Source organism: Pseudomonas sp. 34 E 7, assembly GCF_900005715.1.
In the GTDB taxonomy this organism is placed as follows: domain Bacteria; phylum Pseudomonadota; class Gammaproteobacteria; order Pseudomonadales; family Pseudomonadaceae; genus Aquipseudomonas; species Aquipseudomonas orientalis_A.
In genome coordinates, this window is record NZ_CVTX01000085.1 from 20,715 (window position 1) to 39,561 (window position 18,847).

The window sequence follows — 18,847 nt, forward strand, 5'->3', positions numbered from 1 at the left end:
GCAATCCTCTTGTTAACGGTCCGGCAAAAATATGGAGGGAGTATGGTCGTAGTCAGCGGCAATAGCCTTCGCCGGCAGCCACAATCAGGCAGTCTTTTTTATCTGCCAGCCACTTCAGGCCCGTGGCGGCACCGTCCCCGGCGCGCAGCACCTGGGGGCCGTCGGGGCGAGTGAAGGCGATGCCTTCGTCGGTTGCCTGGCCCTTGAACGTGCCGGAAGCATCGGCATCCAGGCCATATTGCATGGTCAGGATGTAGTGGCCGCGGCCGATGCTGTCATCCTTGGCGATGTTCAGGTTCAAGCCTTCGACGCCGATCCACTTGCCCACCCATTTATCGGTTGGCGGGGTCTCGGGCACCAGGGTTGCTTGCACGGAGGCGGGTGCAGGCTTTGGCGCTTCCTTGGGGGCCTTGTCGCAGGCAGAGAGCAGGGCGAGGGCAGACAGCGCAAACAGGATTTTTTTCATATCGGCATGGCCTTGATTAAAAAGTGTGCAACGCCGGAGCGTGCGTGCAGCGTTGGACTCAAATCCACTGATTTAGTGCGCTGTTCGCCCGGTGTTTGGTTATGCTCTTGGGGCAGACACAGGCCCGGCTGCTAGATTACTAGGTTGAGTGCTATCGCGTTCCGCTCGCCACACAAGAGAAATCAATGACTGTCAGTACCCCGCTTTCCGGCGTCAACCATCCCTTCAAAGGCATCCTGCTGATTGTGCTGGCGACGTTTCTGTTCTCCAGCCACGACGCCTTGTCCAAATACCTGGCCGGTTTCTACCCGATCGTGATGGTGGTGTGGGCGCGTTACATGGTGCACACCTTGTTGATGGCGGGGATTTTCCTGCCCCAATCGGGCCTGCGCGTGCTGCGCAGCAAACGCCCGGGCATGCAGGTGGTACGGGCGTTGTGCCTGTTGGGCACCAGCCTGTTTTTCACCACGGCGCTGCATTACATCCCGTTGGCGGAAGCCACGGCGGTGAACTTCCTCGCACCGATCCTGGTGACGGCGCTCTCGGTGCCCTTGCTCGGCGAGCACGTCACACGTGGCCAATGGCTGGCGGTGATCTGCGGGTTTGTCGGCGTGGTGATCATCATCCATCCGGGCGGTGAGTTGTTCACACCGGCGGTGCTGTTGCCGCTGTGCTCGGCGCTGTTCTTCTGTTTCTACCAATTGCTCACGCGCATTCTCAGCCAATACGACAGCCCCACCACCAGCAATTTTTTCGCCGGGCTGTGCAACACCTTGGTGATGAGTGCGATGGTGCCGTTCTTCTGGCAGGTGCCGACCCTGTGGCATGGCGTGATGATGCTGGCGCTGGGCACCTGCGGGATGACCGCGCATTTGATGCTCACCCAGGCGTTCCGCTTCGCGGCGCCGGCCTTGCTGGCGCCGTTCGGCTATTGCCAGATCGTGTTTGCGGGATTGTTGGGCTGGCTGGTGTTCAGCCATACCCCCGACATGACCACCGTGGTCGGTATCGGGGTGATCTGCATGAGCGGGTTGGCCGCTGCCTGGCAGCAGCGGCGACGTTGATTACAGGTCGACCTTCGGAATCTTGCGCGGCGCCATGAAGTACATCCAGGTCAGCGCAATGAAGTACATCGCCGGGATCAGGGTGAACAACACGGTGTAGTTGTTGTTGGTCACGGTGAGGATGTGGCCGACGATCTGGGTCATGAACATGCCGCCGATGGCCGCGCACATGCCGCCGAAACCGAACACCGTGCTCATCATGTGCTTGGGCGTGTAGTCCATCACCAGGCTCCAGATGTTGGCGGTCCAGGCCTGGTGCGCGCCGATGGCCAGGGAGATGGCGAACACCGCGACCCACAATTGGCTGGAGCCGGCCGCCATGATTACGCCGACGATGCAGCAGGCGAACAACAGCATCGACAGCAGCCGCGCCTTGATCGAGTTCATCCCGCGCCCGATCAGGAACGAGGACAGGATGCCGCCGCCCACACTGCCGAAGTCGGCGGTGAGGTAGATGATGATCAGCGGAATGCCCATCTGCGTCACGTTGATGCCCAGGTTGTATTGCTGGTTCAGGAACGGCGGCAGCCAATACAGGTAGAACCAGAACACCGGCGCGGTCAGTGCGTAGGCGATGGCAAAGGCCCAGGTGCCGCGCATGCGCAGGATGCGGCTGAACGGTACGCCAGGTTGTTCCGGCTCGGCGTGCTGTTGCACGTAGTCCAATTCGGATTGTTTGACGGTCGGGTGCTCTTCCGGGTTGTAATACTTCAGCCCCCAGAACACCAGCCAGATCAAGCCCAGCGAAGCCATGCACAGGAACGCCGCCTGCCAGCCCCACACGTGCAGGATCAACGGCAGCAGCATGGGCGTCATCATGGCGCCGACGTTGGTACCGGCGTTGAAAATGCCCGTCGCCACTGCGCGCTCACCGGCGGGGAACCAAAGGCGCGTGGTTTTCACACAGGCAGGGTAGTTGGCCGCTTCGGTGAGCCCGAGGATAAACCGGCAGACCATGAACCCGACGGCCGAGGTCGCCAGGCCGTGGGCACCGGTGGCCAGGCTCCACAGCAGCACGGCGCAGAAAAACACGCGCTTGACGCCCACCCGGTCGATCAACCGGCCCTGCAGCACAAAGCCGATGGCGTAGCCGACCTGAAACCAGAAGTTGATGTTGGCGTAGTCCATCGCCGTCCAGCTCATTTCCTTGGCCAGAATCGGTTGCATCACGCCCAGGGCGGCGCGGTCGATGTAGTTGAGGGTGGTGGCGAAGAACACCAGGGCCAACATGCCCCAGCGGGTTTTACCCACGGCCAGGGCGCCGCGGATCTTGTCGCCGATGCCGGCGTGCGGGGTGCCGGGGCGCGTGGCCAGGGCGGGATTTTGCAGAGGCATGAGGTCGTACCCGTTTTTGAAATTTTTATGGTGAGATCTGGGTCTTAGTGCAAGGTCGATGGTGCGCAGTGGTTAAAAAGTCGTCAATTCGCCAAAGGGGCATAGTGTTCGATAATCGCACCAAAAACTAACCGGTTCGTACATTTTAATTGCCGCGTGTAGGCTGGGGGCGAATAATTTGCCATAAACAATAATTGCCGGGAGTGACCCATGCAACGTTCCATCGCTACCGTGTCGTTGAGCGGCACCCTGCCGGAAAAGCTCGAAGCCATTGCCGCCGCCGGGTTTGATGGCGTTGAGATTTTCGAGAACGACCTATTGTATTACGACGGCAGCCCGCGCGAAGTTAGACAGATGTGCGCTGACCTCGGTATTGCCATCACCCTGTTCCAGCCGTTCCGCGACTTTGAAGGCTGCCGCCGTGACCGCCTGGCCCGTAACCTGGAACGCGCCGAGCGCAAGTTCGACCTGATGCAGGAGCTGGGCACCGACCTAGTGTTGGTGTGCAGTAACGCCTCGGCCGATTGCGTGGGCGATGAACGCATCCTGCTCGACGACCTCAGCCTGCTGGCCGAACACGCGGGCCGCCGTGGCTTGAGAATCGGCTACGAAGCGCTGGCCTGGGGCAAGCATGTGAACACCTGGCAACAGGTTTGGAACCTGGTGCGCCAGGTGAATCACCCAAGCCTGGGCGTGCTGCTCGATAGTTTTCACACCTTGTCCCTCAAGGGCGATCCGAGTGCCATCGCCGAGATCCCCGGCGACAAAATTTTCTTCGTACAAATGGCCGACGCGCCGATCCTGGCCATGGATGTGCTCGAGTGGAGCCGACATTTCCGCTGCTTCCCCGGCCAGGGCGAATTCGACCTGGCAGGTTTTCTTGCGCCGATCATCCAGAGTGGCTACACCGGGCCTTTGTCCCTGGAGATTTTCAACGACGGCTTTCGCGCTGCACCGACGCGGGCCAACGCGGCGGACGGCTTGCGCTCGTTGCTGTACCTGGAAGAAAAAACCCGTCAGCGCCTGGCAGCACAACAACCTGCCGCGCCCGTGGATATCCTGTTTGAGACGCCGGCAGCCAGCGAATACGACGGCATCGAATTCCTTGAATTTGCCGTGGATGAAAGCCTTGGCGCCAAACTCACGCACTGGTTGGAGCGCCTGGGCTTCGCCAAGGCCGGCCAGCATCGCTCCAAGAATGTGAGTCTGTTGCGCCAGGGCGATATCAACCTGATCCTCAATTGCGAGCCCTATTCCTTTGCCCACAACTTTTTCGAGGCCCATGGGCCGTCGTTGTGCGCCATGGCGATGCGGGTCAAAGACAGTGCCAAGGCATTGGAGCGAGCGGTGGCCTACAAGGGCCAGCCCTATCGCGGACTGGTTGGGCCCAACGAACTGGAACTGGCCGCCGTGCGTGCGCCGGATGGCAGCCTGATCTACCTGGTGGACCAAAGCGAAGGCGGGCTCTACGACACCGATTTCAACCTGCAGCCTGCGACTGCCGCCAGCGGTGGCTTGCTGCGCATCGACCACATGGCCATGGCCCTGCCGGCCGACAGCCTTGACAGCTGGGTGCTGTTCTACAAGAGCCTGCTGGATTTTGAAGCTGACGACGAAGTGGTGCTGCCCGACCCCTACGGCCTGGTCAAAAGCCGCGCATTGCGCAGCCGCTGCAGTTCGATCCGCCTGCCGCTGAATATTTCCGAGAACCGCAATACTGCCATTTCCCACGCGCTATCGAGCTATCGCGGCTCGGGCGTGCACCACATTGCCTTCGATTGCGCGGATATTTTCGCCGAAGTGCGCCGGGCCAAGGAGGCCGGGGTGCCGTTGTTGGACATCCCGCTCAATTACTACGACGACCTGGCCGCGCGCTTTGATTTCGACGATGAGTTTCTCAGCGAACTGGCGTACTACAACGTGCTGTACGACCGTGACGCCCAGGGCGGTGAGCTGTTTCACGTCTACACCGAAGCCTTCGAGGGCCGGTTTTTCTTTGAGATCATCCAGCGCAAGAACGGCTATGCCGGCTATGGCGCGGCCAACGTGGCCGTGCGTCTGGCGGCAATGGCCAAGTCGCGCAGCGGTGCGGTGCGCCAGGCACGTTTATAACGGCGGTTGGGGTGCTTCCTTCGGGGAGCGCCTCGGCCCATAATCGGGCCTGCATAAAAACGCCGTGAGCGCACCATGACCCTGACTCCCGACCTCTCTGCCGTGTCAGATGCACCGCGCAAGAGTCGCAAGAACAATCCGGAAAAGACCCGCGAGAATATTCTCCAGGAAGCCGTTGTCGAGTTTGTTCAGCAAGGCCTGTCCGGCGCCCGCGTGGACGCCATTGCCGAGCGCACCCACACCTCCAAGCGCATGATCTATTACTACTTCGGCAGCAAGGAGCAGCTCTACGTCGAGGTGCTGGAGAAGCTCTACGGCGATATCCGCAACACCGAAACCCGCATGAACCTCACGGCCCTGGAACCGCGCGAAGCGATTCGCCGGCTGGTGGAGTTCACCTTCGACCACCATGACCAGAACGTGGATTTCGTGCGCATCGTCAGCATCGAAAATATCCACAACGCCGAGTATGTGAAACGCACCAGTACGATCAAGGACATGAACAGCAAAATCCTCGAGAGTCTCGGTGAGACCTTGCGTCGCGGCGCTGAGATGGGACTGTTTCGTGAAGGGTTGGAGCCGCTGGACGTCCACCTGTTGATCAACTCGTTCAGTTTTTACCGCGTATCCAACCGCCATACGTTCAGCGAGATTTTTCAGATCGAACTGTCGGATGAGGCGATCAAGCAGCGGCATCGCGCGATGATCTGCGAATCGGTGTTGCGCTACCTTCAGGCCTGAGAACACGTGATTTCAGGGCTGAGTGCAATCAATGTGGGAGGGGGCTTGCCCCCGATTGCGGTGTATCAGTCAACACATGCCTGACTGACAGACCGCAATCGGGGGCAAGCCCCCTCCCACATTTTTACACCGGTTTCTACAGTGAGGCGTTCATGCTCTGGAAGTGCGCCAGCATCCGGTCTGCATCCGCCGTCAGGCCGCAGAACAGCTCAAACGCCTTCACCGCCTGAAACACCGCCATATTGCCGCCATCCAGGGTGCGGCAACCCAGGGCGCGGGCGTCACGCAGCAATTGGGTTTCCAACGGGAAATACACGATTTCCGCCACCCACAACCCGGCGTGTAGCCACTCGGCCGGCACGGGTGTGCCGGGCAGCTTGGCCATGCCCATCGGGGTGGTATTGACCAAACCCTGCGCCTCGGCCATGGCGTTGGCCAAGTGGCTGCCGACCTGGGCGCGCCCGTCGCCAAAAGTCCGGGCGAGGTTATCCACAAGCTCGCGCGCACGGGCGGTGTCCACGTCGAAAATGCTCAGTTGCTCCACGCCCTCGGCCAGCAGCGCGTGCGCTACTGCCGCGCCGGCACCGCCTGCGCCCATCTGCACCACGCGTTGGCGTGGCACGTCATTGAAGTTGCGTCGGAAACCTTCGGCGAAGCCCAGGCAATCGGTGTTATGGCCGATGCGCTTGCCGTCTTTGAACACCACCGTGTTAACCGCGCCGATGCCCCTGGCCTCGTCGGACAATTCATCCAGCAACGGCAGGATCGCCTGCTTGCACGGGTAGGTAATGTTCAGGCCGGTGAAGTGCATCTGTTCAGCGGCACGCAGCAGATCGGGCAGGGCACGGCTGTCCAGACGCTGCGCGTCCAGATCAATCAGGCGATACAAATAGCGCAAGCCCTGAGCGTCACCTTCCTGTTCATGCAGGGCGGGCGTGCGGGAGGCCTGGATGCCGGCGCCGATCAGGCCGGCGAGAACACGGGGTTTCATCACGCGCATCCTTTCAACGAGTGGCTGAAATGCTCCAGGGCCAAGTGGTAGCCATGGCTGCCAAACCCGGCCAATACCGCCTTGGCGATGGGCGAGACAAAGGAGTGATGGCGAAACGCTTCACGGGCATGCACGTTGGATAAATGCACCTCGATCACCGGGACTTCGCTGGCCACCAGCGCGTCGCGAATCGCCACCGAGGTGTGGGTCCAGGCCGCCGGATTGATCACGATCCCGGCGCAACGGGCACGGGCGGCGTGAATCCAGTCGAGCAATTCGCCTTCATGGTTGGTTTGGCGAAACTCGATGCTCAGCCCGAGTTTTTCGGCGCTGCGGCCACACAGGGCGGCGATGTCAGCCAGGGTTTCGTGACCGTAAGTGGCCGGCTCGCGGGTGCCGAGCAGGTTGAGATTGGGGCCGTTGAGCACCAGCACGATAGGCGGCATAGAGGGGTCTCCACAGTTTTTATTGGTTGTGGAGATAAAATGTACTGAATGGTTAATTTGGTCAAATGAAGTCACGGGTTCTGTTCGATTATCGAACTGTTAATCAGCAGGGCAATTTCTGGTGAAGTGTTACGCCGGATTGCAGGGTGAACACGATTTTGGGGTGCGGCCGGAGTCTCCCCAGCCGTCGGCATGAGTGGTTACAACCCGGCATTCGCCGGTTTGTTCGTCGTTACTAATCTTTGAAGCAGCTTCGTGAGCATGAAGCCGGTTGTCGGGTGATACGGGAAAATTGTTACCTGACGGAAAAAAACCTAACGGATGGGTTACGATGAGAGTAGGTGCTTACAAGGGATATGTAATCTCGGTATTTCTCAGGGATGAGCATTGCCCGCCCCATGTACATGTCAGGGGCAAGGAATGGGATGCGCGTTTCCGTTTCCGTTTCAGTTTCGTGGACGGGGACGTTGAATTATGGGATGTGGAGCCTGAACGGAGGCAGCCACCCCTATCGGTTCTGAAGGAGATACGCGGGGCCATCATGCAACGGCATTACTTGGCGCGGGCACGCAGGATTTGGTGGGAAAAACTGCAGACGGTTTGCCTGGAGAATCATTCTTGGAATTGGGACGCTGGTGAGTTGGTTCCAGGGTTGGTCATTCGACAAGGCGTCTACGTCATCTCAAGCGCCAGGCACGACGTCGTAGAGCAACGGACTATTTTGAATCTGGTAAGAGCGCCAGATTGTGTGGGGATTAATTTATGAAAATCATAAAAGCCAAAGTCACACCTTATGTACCTCTCACTGATGCCGACGTTGACAAGGCAATCGCCCGAGGACGCAGGTTGAAACGCCTGTACGCCAACGCCAGCAATGTGCGTTATGAAAACGACTGCCTCTCCATTGGCTTCAGCGATGGTAGCCGCGTCATGTTGCCGGCGGCTGGCCTGCCGGAGTTTGAAGGGTTTTCAGAGAAAGATTTCCAGCAGTTGGAAGTGACTTTCGGTGGCAAGGCGATTAGCTGTGAGGCCCAGGACCTGGATGTTTCGATCACCGGCTTGATCGCTACAAGCCAACCTCTGATGGACCTGGCTACCAGCCTGGTGGCATCGCGCAACGGCCGCAAAAGCAGCGCTGCCAAATCCGCCGCCGCTCGTGCCAATGGCAAGAAGGGTGGCCGGCCACGCAAGGAGGTACCGCAGACCTCAGATCCAACAGACACTTGAATAACCAAATAGGGGAGCTGTAGGAGCGAGCTCGCGAAAACTCATAGGCACCGCGTTTATCCAGGAAGCATGCGTTATCGTTGACGTTTTTCGCGCGCAAGCTCGCTCCTGCAAAAGCCTTAACTGGCGATACTCATACCCCGCAGATTACCGCCGGGTCAGCAACACACCCGATTCCATATGATGCGTCCACGGGAACTGGTCAAACATCGCGCATTGGGTAATGCGATGGGTGTCATGCAGTTGCGCAATGTTCGCCGCCAGTGTCTCCGGGTTGCAGGAGATATACAGGATGTTGTCGAAACGTCGGGTCAGTTCGCAGGTGTCCGGGTCCATGCCGGCGCGGGGCGGGTCGACGAATACGCTGCCGAATTCGTAGCTTTTCAGGTCGATGCCGTGCAGGCGGCGGAACGGTCGCACTTCATTCAGCGCCTCGGTAAGTTCTTCGGCGGAAAGGCGCACCAGGGTGACGTTATCCACGGCATTTTCATCGAGGTTGCTCAGGGCCGCATTGACCGACGTCTTGCTGATTTCGGTGGCCAGCACCTTGCGCACGCGGGTTGCCAGCGGCAAGGTGAAATTGCCGTTGCCGCAGTACAGCTCCAGCAAGTCGTCCGGGCGATCGCCCAGGGCGTCGTACGCCCAGTTGAGCATCTTGCGGTTCACCGTGCCGTTGGGCTGGGTGAAGGCGCCTTCGGGTTGGCGGTAGCTGAACGTGCGGCCGCCGACCTCGAGTTTTTCCACCACGTAGTCGCGGCCGATGACATCGCGCTTGCCCTTGGAGCGACCAATGATGCTCACGTCCAGCTCGGCCGCCAACTGGTTGGCGGCGGCGTGCCAGTGTTCGTCCAGCGGGCGGTGATAGCACAGGGTGATCATCGCGTCGCCGGCCAGGGTGGTCAGGAACTCCACCTGGAACAGCTTGTGGCTCAGGGCGGCGCTGGCTTGCCAGGCGGCCTTGAGCTGCGGCATCAATTGATTGATGCGCTGGCTGGCAATGGGAAATTCTTCAATGAGGATCGGCGTGCGCTTGTCGTCCTGGGCGAACATGGCGTAGTGGCGATCCCCGCCTTCGCGCCACAGGCGGAACTCGGCGCGCAGGCGGAAGTTCTGCAGCGGCGAGTCGAAGACCTGCGGTTCGGGCGCGTCGAAGGGTGCCAGCAGGTCACGCAGACGCGTGACCTTGTCTTGCAGTTGAGCGGTGTAGTGTGCGGCGTCGAAAGTCATGCGTTGAACCAGCCCAGCTTGATCACGAACAGGATCGACAGAATCACCAGTGCCGGGTTCAGCTCACGGTAGCGGCCCGAAAGCAGCTTGATGGCGGTCCAGGCGATGAAACCGAAGGCGATGCCGTTGGCGATGGAGTAAGTGAACGGCATCGCCAGGGCGGTGATCACCACCGGCGCTGCCACGGTAATGTCATCCCAGTCGATTTCGGCCAGGCCGGACGTCATCAACACCGCCACGAACAGCAGCGCCGGCGCGGTGGCGAAGGCCGGTACGCTGGCCGCCAGAGGCGAGAAGAACAGCGCCAGCAGGAACAGGATCGCGACCACGATGGCGGTCAAGCCGGTACGGCCACCGGCGCTCACGCCGGCGGCGGATTCGATGTAGCTGGTGGTGGTCGAGGTGCCCAGCAGCGAGCCGGCCATGGCCGCCGTACTGTCGGCGATCAGCGCACGGCCCATTTTCGGCATATGGCCGTCCTTGCCCATCAGCCCGGCGCGCTTGGCGACGCCGATCAAGGTGCCGGAGTTGTCGAACAGGTCGACGAACAGGAACGCAAAGATCACGCTGACCAGGCCGATATCCAGCGCGCCCTTGATGTCCAGTTGCAGGAAGGTGGGGGCCAGTGACGGCGGCATGGAGGTCACGCCGCCGAACGGGGTGACGCCCAGCAGGATCGAGACAATGGTCACCGCCAGGATGCCGATCAACACGGCACCGCGCACTGCCAGGGCTTCCAGCGCGACGATCAGCACGAAGCCCAGGGTCGCCAGGATCGGCGCCGGTTGTTTCAGATCGCCCAGGCCCACCAGCGTGGCCGGATTGGCGACCACGATACCGGCGTTGTGCAGGGCGATCAGCGCCAGGAACAGGCCGATACCGGCAGCAATCGCCGAGCGCAGGGGCAGGGGAATGCTGTTGATGATCCACTCACGAATACGGAAGATCGACAGCAGGAAGAACAGCACCGCCGAAATGAATACCGCACCCAGCGCAACCTGCCAGGTGTGGCCCATGTGCAGCACCACGGTATAGGTAAAGAAGGCGTTCAGGCCCATGCCCGGCGCCAGCGCAATCGGGTAGTTGGCGATCAGGCCCATCACGGTGGAACCGATGGCCGCCGCCAGGCAGGTCGCGACAAACACTGCACCTTTGTCCATGCCGGTTTCGCCGAGGATGCTCGGGTTGACGAACAGGATGTAGGCCATGGCCAGGAATGTGGTGATACCCGCGAGAATCTCGGTGCGCACATTGGTGTTGTGGGCTTTGAGTTGAAACAGCTTTTCCAGCATGCCGGCTCCCTGTGACGCTATCTTGCGTCGTGATTTGTTGACCTCTAAGTCAAAGCACAAACTGCGCCAAGCGCCTGTGGCTTCAGAGAGGATCGGAAAAAGCGGCGCATCATACCAGCAGCCGAGGCTGTGTGGCGCATGGCCTTGAGGCATACTGCAGCGACGTTCAACAGTGGGTCATCGACAGCATGAAAAAAGCCAACGTGTGGAGTCTAGCGCTGATCGCCAGTATCAGCCTGTGGTTGGGCGCAGCACCGGCGTGGGGCGCGACTGCACCGGCTTTGAGCGAGGTGCGGGTGTTCAAGGTCGAGTCGCCCACTTGCACGGAAACCATCCCGGAGCGGGTCACCGTTACTCAGATGTGTACACATCGCGGGGCAACCCAGGTGTCGGTGATGGAAGTGGGCCTGGGTAACAACCCGGTCGGGCGCTTCAACGGTGCGGTGCTCAATGGCCAGCGCACGGCGGTGTGCCAGGTCGGCAACATCAGCCAGGCGTGCAATGGCGCGGGCACGCTGATGGGCTATATCTATGTGTTCGACCTGAATGTCGAGGGCCCGGGGGACTTCATCTACAGCAATTCGTCGATCAACCCGCCGCAAAATACGTTGACCGCAACACTCAATATCCACTGATCAATCATCTTGAACGCTCAAAACCCCGGGAAGTCGTACCCCTGAGACGGCGATTTTCCTGAACGCCGCGGATGTACACCAACCCGTGAGGTGTTTATGAGCGCGACCCCCAATGGCGCGGCGGCCCAGCCGTACGTTGCCCACCCGATACGCTTGACCTTGAATGGCCAGGATCGCCAATTGAGTGTGCTGCCCTGGACCACCTTGCTGGACCTGCTGCGCGAACAACTGGACCTGGTTGGCAGCAAAAAGGGCTGTGATCACGGCCAATGCGGTGCCTGCACCGTGTTGCGTGACGGCAAACGCGTAAACGCCTGCCTGACCCTGGCCGTGATGTGCGACGGCGCCGAGCTGACCACCATCGAAGGCCTGGCCGACGGCGACCAATTGCATCCGATGCAGCAAGCCTTTATCAAGCACGATGCCTTCCAGTGCGGCTACTGCACCCCCGGCCAGATCTGCTCGGCGGTCGGCCTGGCCAACGAAGGCCGCGCCCACGACACTGCGCAGATCCAGGAATTGATGAGCGGCAACCTGTGCCGCTGCGGTGCCTACAGCAATATCCGCGACGCCATCGAAGACGCGCTGCCGGCGTGCCGCAACCGCGGAGGTGAGCAATGAATCCCTTCCAGTACAGCAAACCGGCCGATGTGCACGAGGCGGTGCACCTGAGCAGTGCAGCGTCGCGCTTCATTGCCGGCGGCACCAACCTGCTGGACCTGATGAAAGAGAACATCAGCCGCCCCGAACACTTGATTGATATCACCGGATTGCCGCTGCGCGCCATCGAAGAAACCGCCGAGGGCGGCCTGCTCATTGGCGCGCTGGTGAGCAATGCCGACCTGGCCTGGCACCCGCTGATCGAGCAGCGTTACCCGTTGCTGTCCCAGGCCATCCTTGCCGGGGCCTCACCGCAACTGCGCAACATGGCCAGTACCGGTGGCAACTTGCTGCAACGCACCCGTTGCTACTATTTCTATGACGCCACGGTGCCGTGCAACAAGCGTGAGCCCGGCAGCGGCTGCCCGGCGCGCACCGGCTTGAATCGCATCCACGCGATCCTTGGCGCCAGCGCGCAATGCGTCGCCACGCACCCCTCGGACATGTGCGTGGCCCTGGCAGCGCTGGAGGCGCGGGTGCATGTGCAAGGGCGCGGCGGGGCGCGGGTTATCGAGTTTGCCGACTTCCACCGCCTGCCGGGTGATGCGCCGCAACGGGACAACCAATTGGCCGATGACGAACTGATCACCGCCGTGGAATTGCCCGCCGATAACCTGGCTCGCCACAGTCACTACCTGAAGATCCGCGACCGCGCGTCCTACGCGTTTGCACTGGTGTCGGTTGCCGCTGCCCTGGAGTTGGACGGCGACGAGATCATCGACGCCCGCCTGGCCCTTGGCGGTGTGGCCCACAAACCCTGGCGTGACCGTGCGGTGGAAGCCTCGCTGATCGGCCGCCCCGTCAGCCGCGAAACCTTCAGTAACGCCGCCGATGCCCTGCTGCAAGATGCCGAGCCGCTGCAACACAACGGTTTCAAGATCAAGCTGGCGCGCCGCGCAATCATTCGAGCACTGAGCGACGCTGCGGTCGCGGGAGAACAGCCATGAGTGCCATCGGCAAACCCCTGGACCGTGTCGACGGTCTGCTCAAAGTCACCGGCCAGGCGCGCTACGCCGGTGAATTTCCCGAGGACGCCCTGCTGCATGGCAGTGTGGTATCGAGCACCATCGCCAAAGGCCGGGTCATCCGGATCGATGCCTCCAGGGCCCTCGCGCTGCCGGGCGTGGTGCAAGTGATTGATCATCTCAATCGCCCCAGGATCGCCAGCTACGACGATGCCTTCGCCGATGCGGATGCCGCCGACGGCTCACCGTTTCGCCCGCTGTACAACGACCGCGTGCTCTACAGCGGACAGCCGCTCGCGCTGGTGATCGCCGATAATCTGGAGCTTGCGCGGCATGCCGGCTCGCTGGTGGAGATTGAATACGCGCCCGAAGACTTCGAGACGGACCTGATCACCCAGCAGGAATCGGCCCACCCTTCGCCGCAGACCCCGCCCGGCCCGCGTGGCAATTTCCAGGCCGAATGGGCCGGCGCTGCCATCAGCCTCGATCTGCACTACAGCACGCCCATCGAACACCATAACCCGATGGAACCCCATGCCAGCACCGTGCTGTACCAGCCGGACGGCACGCTGCATATCCACGACAAGACCCAGGGGCCGCAGAACTGCCAGGCCTATGTGCAGAAAGTGTTTGGCCTGGATAAAAGCCAGGTGCGCATCTTTGCCGCGTTTGTCGGCGGTGCCTTTGGTTCGGGTCTGCGCCCGCAGTACCAATTGCCGCTGGCGGTCATGGCATCGCTGGCATTGAAGCGCTCGGTACGCGTCACCCTGACCCGGCAACAGATGTTCACCTTCGGCTACCGCCCGCGCACCTTGCAGCGCTTGCAAATGGGCGCCGCCGCCAACGGGCGCCTGCTGGCGCTGGGGCATACCGCGATCGGCCAGACCTCGCGCTTCGAGGATTTCAGCGAACACGTGGTGGAATGGAGCGGCATGCTTTATCACTGCGATAACGTGCAGTTGACCTACAAGTTGGTACCGCTGGACGTATTCACCCCGCTGGACATGCGTGCTCCAGGCGCGGCCCTGGGTGTGATCGGCCTGGAATGCGCCATGGACGAACTGGCCTGTGCCCTGGCCATCGACCCGGTGCAGCTGCGCCTGATCAACTACGCCGAGCGTAACCAGAACGAGGACAAACCCTGGTCGAGCAAAGCCCTGCGCGAGTGTTACAGCGAAGGCGCCGAGCGTTTCGGCTGGAGCCAGCGCAACCCCGAACCGCGCAGTATGCGCGACGGCCGCCAGTTGATCGGCTGGGGCATGGCCGGCGGGGTGTGGGAAGCCATGCAGATGAAAGCCAGTGCCAAGGCGCGCATCGACAGCGACGGCAAACTCACTGTCAGCAGCGCCACCACCGATATCGGTACCGGCACCTACACCGTGATGACCCAGATCGCGGCCCAGGCCAGCGGCGTGGCGATGGGCGATATCAGCTTCCTGCTGGGCGATTCGTCCTTGCCCACGGCGCCCTTGCAGGGCGGCTCGTTTACCGTGTCGTCCGTTGGTACCGCCGTGCAGCAGGCCTGTGAAGCGCTCAATGCGAAACTGCTGGAGACCGCGCGGCAGGTCTACCCGGTGTTCAAGGACGCCGAGTCCGTGCGTTTCGAAGAGGGCCAGTTGCATACCGGCGACGTGAGTGTGTCGCTGGCTCAGTTGGTCAAGGACAGCGGTGAGGACGCGCTTGAGGTGCAGGTAGACAGCGAGCCTGACAAGAAGCGCGAGGGCTATGCCAGTGCCACCCATTCGGCGGTGTTTGTCGAAGTTCGCGTGGACGAGGACCTTGGCACCATCAAGGTCAGCCGTGTGGTCAGTGCGATTGCGGCCGGGCGCGTGGTTAATCCGAAAATGGCGCGCAGCCAGATCCTTGGTGGCGTGGTGTGGGGGATTGGCATGGCGCTGCATGAAGAGACCCAGGTTGATCATGAACTGGGGCGCTCCATGAACCACAGTCTGGCCGAGTACCATATCCCGGTGAATGCCGATATCGGCGAGATTGATGTGCTGTTTGTCGAAGAGCATGACGAGATCGTCAATGCCCTGGGGTCCAAGGGTGTGGGAGAGATCGGTATTGTCGGGGTGGCGGCGGCGGTGGCGAATGCTATCTATCACGCTACTGGGAAACGGGTTCGGGAGTTTCCGATTACCTTGGACAAGGTGCTCTAAAAGGCAGCGGGCAGCCCATAGCTATTTTACTGACGCGCCACTGTCCAAATGTGGGAGGGGGCTTGCCCCCGATGGCGGCCTCTGGGCCGACCAGGATGCTGGATTGGAACGAGTACATATCCGTTTCTGTGGTCACGGCTGCTATGGGTTCCGCCCTTACGGCGGCTCACTTTTGAAAAGCGCAAAAGTAAGCAAAACGCTCTTGCCCCACCACTCGGCACCTCGCTTAGGCTCGGTGTGCCCTCTCTCCGGCTTGAATCCGTGGGCCGCCGCAATGGGCCATCCATGGCCCAGTGCGGCTAACCCGGCGTCCTGCCGGGTTACCCACGGATTCAAGCCTGCGTTCGGCCAGCGTGGTTTAACGGGGCGCCTGAGATCAAGATCAAAAGCAGATCAAGATCAAGAGCGACTCGCTTCGCATCGTGGTTACGGTTGGGCGCTGCTGAGTTGTGTAGATACCTATGGCTATCGGGGGCAAGCCCCCTGCCACATTTGACCTTATTGTCAACGCGGGTCAGGCGGTGGTTTTCAAGGCCGTTTCTTCCACCGGAACATGCATACGGTCGCGGTTGGCCAGGGTCGGGAACAGTTTGATCCACACTCCGGTCACCACCAGTGTACCCACGCCGCCCATGACGACGGCGGGCACAGTGCCGAACCAGTGCGCGGTGATGCCCGATTCGAACTCACCCAGTTGATTGGATGCGCCGATAAACAAGCCGTTGACTGCGCTCACTCGGCCGCGCATTTCATCCGGCGTTTCCAGTTGCACGAATGAAGCCCGGATCACCATGCTGATCATGTCCGCCGCGCCGAGGACCACCAGTACGGCCAGGGAGAACCAGAACGAGGTCGACAGGCCGAACGCGATGGTCGCCACGCCGAACACGCCGACGGCGGTGAACATTACGCGTCCCACTTTGCGGTCCACCGAAAAGCGTGCCAGCCACAGTGACATCAGCAGCGCCCCCACCGCCGGTGCCGAGCGCAGCAGGCCCAGGCCCCAGGGGCCGGTCAACAGGATGTCCTTGGCGAACACCGGCAACAGCGCGGTGGCGCCGCCCAGCAGTACGGCGAACAGGTCCAGGGAGATGGCGCCGAGGATGTCCGGCCGGCTGCGGATAAAGCGAATCCCGGCCAGCAACGAGTCGAGGGTGGCCTTGCCTTTGTTCAGCGGCGTCTGGCGGGCGGGCAGGTTCAGGGTCAGTCCGCAGGCGATCAGGTACAGCACCACGGTCGGTCCGTACACCCACACGCTGCCGAACGCGTAGAGCAAGCCGCCGAGGGCCGGGGCGACGATGGTCGCCAATTGCTGGGCCGATTGCGACGACGCCACGGCCCGGGGGAACAGTGCGCTGGGTACGATACTGGGCAGCATTGCCTGGGTGGTGGGCATTTCGAATGAACGGGCGGCGCCCAGCAGGAAAGCCAGAATGAAGATCATCTCGCGGGTCACGTTGCCGGTCAGCCCGCCGATGGCCAGGGACAGGGCAATCAGCGCCTGGACGGTCTGGCAGATGGCAGCGACCTTGCGTCGCTCATAGCGATCGGCCACGTGCCCGGTGTGCAGCATGAACAGCACACGCGGCACGAACTCCACCAGGCCGACCAATCCCAGGTCCAGCACATTGCCGGTCAGTTGGTAGAGGTTCCAGCCGATGGCCACGGTCAGCATCTGGAAGCCGCTGGCGGTAAAGATCCGCGCCAGCCAGAACGCGATAAAAGGGCGGTGGTGACGTAACAGCAACGCAGGTTCGCTAGGCATTGGGCGTACAGGTCGGGGGCCGAAGGGAACATCGAGATTAGCATTATGTTGTAACAAAGAGTTGCAATAACTCGGGTGAGGCAAGCTGTCACGCGGCAAAAGACCACACAACCGGACAGTGCAAATGGGACTACTCTTTCAACAATGCTTGATCCAGATCAAAACCTGCCAGGGGATTGTTCTGGCGGTCGAAAGGCCAGACTCCCTGCGTGACGGGTAAAAAAAGAAACGAATTGAAATTCGCCACACTCCATATCCGTAGGGGCAGTGGGTGCAGGCTCCGAGCCCGCAGCCGGTATTACCTGACAGAGGAAGACTTATGTTCGGTTTGGAGGCGCTAGATCTCGCCCGAATTCAATTTGCGTTCACCATCTCGTTTCACATCCTGTTCCCGGCGATCACCATCGGCCTGGCCAGTTACCTTGCGGTGCTGGAGGGCTTGTGGCTCAAGACCCGCAATGACACCTACCGTGACCTCTACCATTTCTGGTCGAAGATCTTTGCCGTCAACTTCGGCATGGGTGTGGTTTCGGGCCTGGTCATGGCTTACCAGTTCGGCACCAACTGGAGCCGCTTTTCGGATTTCGCCGGCGCCATCACCGGGCCGCTGCTGACGTACGAGGTGCTCACCGCCTTCTTCCTCGAAGCCGGTTTCCTGGGGGTGATGCTGTTTGGCTGGAACAAGGTGGGGCGCAACCTGCACTTCTTCTCCACCGTGATGGTGGCGATCGGTACGCTGATCTCGACGTTCTGGATTCTCTCCTCCAACAGCTGGATGCAGACGCCCCAAGGCTTTGAAATCGTCGATGGCCGCGTGATCCCCACCGATTGGTTCGCCGTGGTCTTCAACCCCTCATTCCCCTACCGCCTGGCGCACATGGCCACCGCTGCCTTCGTGGCCACGGCGTTCTTCGTCGGTTCGTCGGCGGCCTGGCACCTGCTGCGCGGCAAGGACAACCCGGCGATCCGCAAGATGCTCTCGATGGCAATGTGGATGGCCTTGATCGTCGCGCCGATCCAGGCGGTGATCGGCGACTTCCACGGCCTCAATACCCTGAAGCACCAACCGGCCAAAATCGCCGCGATTGAAGGTCACTGGGAAAACATCGGCAATGAACCCACGCCGCTGATCCTGTTCGGCTGGCCGGACATGAAGGCGGAAAAAACCAAGTACGCGGTGGAAATCCCTTACCTGGGCAGCCTGATCCTGACTCACTCGCTGGACAAACAGGTGCCGGCGCTCAAGGACTTCCCGCCTGAAGACCGGCCTAATTCGACCGTGGTGTTCTGGTCGTTCCGGGTCATGGTCGGCCTGGGTTTCCTGATGATCTTCACGGGCTTGTTCAGCCTGTGGCTGCGCCGTGGGGACAAGATGTACACGTCCAAGCCGTTCCTGTACCTGGCGTTGTGGATGGGCCCTTCGGGGTTGATCGCGATTCTCGCCGGCTGGTTCACCACCGAAATCGGCCGCCAGCCGTGGGTGGTCTACGGGCTGATGCGCACGGCGGATGCCTCTTCCGGGCATAGCCTGGCGCAGATGACTATCACCCTGGTGCTGTTCGTGGTGGTGTACTTCGCGCTGTTCGGCGCGGGCCTGGGTTACATGATGCGACTGGTGCGCAAAGGGCCTGTGGTTTACCAGGTCACCGAGCCGACCCAGGGTGGACCTGGCCAGAAACGTACCCCGGCGCGTCCGTTGTCCGCTGCCGATGATGGCACCGATAACGACCACGACGACATCCAGCACAAGGGGCATTGA

General features: G+C 61.1%; 17 protein-coding genes. 10 read left to right on the top strand and 7 right to left on the bottom strand.

Annotated elements, in window-relative coordinates:
- Positions 1-52: 52 nt before the first annotated feature.
- Entirely contained in the window at positions 53-466 is a 414-nt protein-coding gene (locus tag BFP96_RS05810; protein ID WP_065886890.1) for a lipoprotein, read from the bottom strand.
- A 185-nt stretch (positions 467-651) separates the two neighbouring features.
- Here BFP96_RS05810 and BFP96_RS05815 point away from each other — a divergent pair, with 185 nt between their 5' ends.
- Entirely contained in the window at positions 652-1,530 is an 879-nt protein-coding gene (locus BFP96_RS05815; RefSeq protein WP_065935812.1) for a DMT family transporter, read from the top strand.
- Here BFP96_RS05815 and BFP96_RS05820 read toward each other — a convergent pair whose 3' ends face one another.
- Positions 1,531-2,865, bottom strand: a complete 1,335-nt coding sequence (locus BFP96_RS05820) for an MFS transporter (protein WP_065886892.1) — start codon at positions 2,863-2,865, stop codon at positions 1,531-1,533. It lies immediately after the preceding gene.
- Between the two features lie 210 nt (positions 2,866-3,075).
- On the opposite strand from BFP96_RS05820, the gene quiC reads away from it, so the two are divergent.
- A complete protein-coding gene (gene quiC, locus BFP96_RS05825) occupies positions 3,076-4,977 on the top strand; it encodes a 3-dehydroshikimate dehydratase QuiC (RefSeq protein WP_065895202.1) in 1,902 nt (633 codons plus the stop codon).
- Positions 4,978-5,052: 75 nt separating this feature from the next.
- Positions 5,053-5,718, top strand: coding sequence for a TetR/AcrR family transcriptional regulator (locus BFP96_RS05830; protein WP_065886894.1), 666 nt, complete (start codon positions 5,053-5,055; stop codon positions 5,716-5,718).
- A gap of 136 nt (positions 5,719-5,854) precedes the next feature.
- Here the strand turns inward: BFP96_RS05830 and BFP96_RS05835 are convergent, their stop codons facing one another.
- Both BFP96_RS05835 and aroQ read right to left on the bottom strand, forming a co-directional pair.
- A complete protein-coding gene (locus BFP96_RS05835; protein WP_170875982.1) occupies positions 5,855-6,712 on the bottom strand; it encodes a shikimate dehydrogenase in 858 nt (285 codons plus the stop codon).
- Positions 6,709-7,155, bottom strand: coding sequence for a type II 3-dehydroquinate dehydratase (aroQ, locus tag BFP96_RS05840; protein ID WP_065895204.1), 447 nt, complete (start codon positions 7,153-7,155; stop codon positions 6,709-6,711). Before aroQ ends, BFP96_RS05835 begins: the two co-directional genes overlap by 4 nt.
- 331 nt (positions 7,156-7,486) lie before the next feature.
- On the opposite strand from aroQ, the gene BFP96_RS05845 reads away from it, so the two are divergent.
- Together BFP96_RS05845 and BFP96_RS05850 are read left to right on the top strand one after the other, a co-directional pair.
- Positions 7,487-7,921, top strand: a complete 435-nt coding sequence (locus BFP96_RS05845) for a DUF4160 domain-containing protein (RefSeq protein WP_065935813.1) — start codon at positions 7,487-7,489, stop codon at positions 7,919-7,921.
- Complete coding sequence (locus BFP96_RS05850) at positions 7,918-8,382, top strand: DUF2442 domain-containing protein (RefSeq protein ID WP_065895205.1); 465 nt, start codon at positions 7,918-7,920, stop codon at positions 8,380-8,382. The genes BFP96_RS05845 and BFP96_RS05850 overlap by 4 nt, the downstream gene beginning before the upstream one ends.
- A gap of 147 nt (positions 8,383-8,529) precedes the next feature.
- Here the strand turns inward: BFP96_RS05850 and trmA are convergent, their stop codons facing one another.
- Both trmA and BFP96_RS05860 read right to left on the bottom strand, forming a co-directional pair.
- Positions 8,530-9,609 (bottom strand): tRNA (uridine(54)-C5)-methyltransferase TrmA, encoded by a 1,080-nt coding sequence (trmA, locus tag BFP96_RS05855; RefSeq protein WP_065895206.1) that lies wholly within the window; start codon positions 9,607-9,609, stop codon positions 8,530-8,532.
- Positions 9,606-10,901 (bottom strand): NCS2 family permease, encoded by a 1,296-nt coding sequence (locus BFP96_RS05860; RefSeq protein ID WP_034117796.1) that lies wholly within the window; start codon positions 10,899-10,901, stop codon positions 9,606-9,608. Before BFP96_RS05860 ends, trmA begins: the two co-directional genes overlap by 4 nt.
- Positions 10,902-11,089: 188 nt before the next feature.
- On the opposite strand from BFP96_RS05860, the gene BFP96_RS05865 reads away from it, so the two are divergent.
- The 4 genes from BFP96_RS05865 to BFP96_RS05880 all read left to right on the top strand — a co-directional run bounded on the left by BFP96_RS05865 (position 11,090) and on the right by BFP96_RS05880 (position 15,323).
- Positions 11,090-11,536 carry a DUF4879 domain-containing protein gene (locus BFP96_RS05865; protein ID WP_065897651.1) on the top strand — a complete coding sequence of 149 codons (447 nt, stop codon included), beginning with the start codon at positions 11,090-11,092 and terminating at the stop codon, positions 11,534-11,536.
- A 96-nt stretch (positions 11,537-11,632) separates the two neighbouring features.
- Entirely contained in the window at positions 11,633-12,157 is a 525-nt protein-coding gene (locus BFP96_RS05870; protein WP_065886900.1) for a (2Fe-2S)-binding protein, read from the top strand.
- A complete protein-coding gene (locus tag BFP96_RS05875) occupies positions 12,154-13,143 on the top strand; it encodes an FAD binding domain-containing protein (RefSeq protein WP_065897636.1) in 990 nt (329 codons plus the stop codon). The genes BFP96_RS05870 and BFP96_RS05875 overlap by 4 nt, the downstream gene beginning before the upstream one ends.
- On the top strand, positions 13,140-15,323 hold the full coding sequence (locus BFP96_RS05880; RefSeq protein ID WP_065935814.1) for a xanthine dehydrogenase family protein molybdopterin-binding subunit: 2,184 nt from the start codon (positions 13,140-13,142) through the stop codon (positions 15,321-15,323). Before BFP96_RS05875 ends, BFP96_RS05880 begins: the two co-directional genes overlap by 4 nt.
- 514 nt (positions 15,324-15,837) lie before the next feature.
- Here the strand turns inward: BFP96_RS05880 and BFP96_RS05885 are convergent.
- Positions 15,838-17,088, bottom strand: a complete 1,251-nt coding sequence (locus tag BFP96_RS05885) for an MFS transporter (RefSeq protein ID WP_065897634.1) — start codon at positions 17,086-17,088, stop codon at positions 15,838-15,840.
- 319 nt (positions 17,089-17,407) lie between these two features.
- On the opposite strand from BFP96_RS05885, the gene BFP96_RS05890 reads away from it, so the two are divergent.
- Positions 17,408-18,847: a cytochrome ubiquinol oxidase subunit I gene (locus BFP96_RS05890; protein ID WP_065935815.1), complete on the top strand. Its 1,440-nt coding sequence runs from the start codon at positions 17,408-17,410 to the stop codon at positions 18,845-18,847.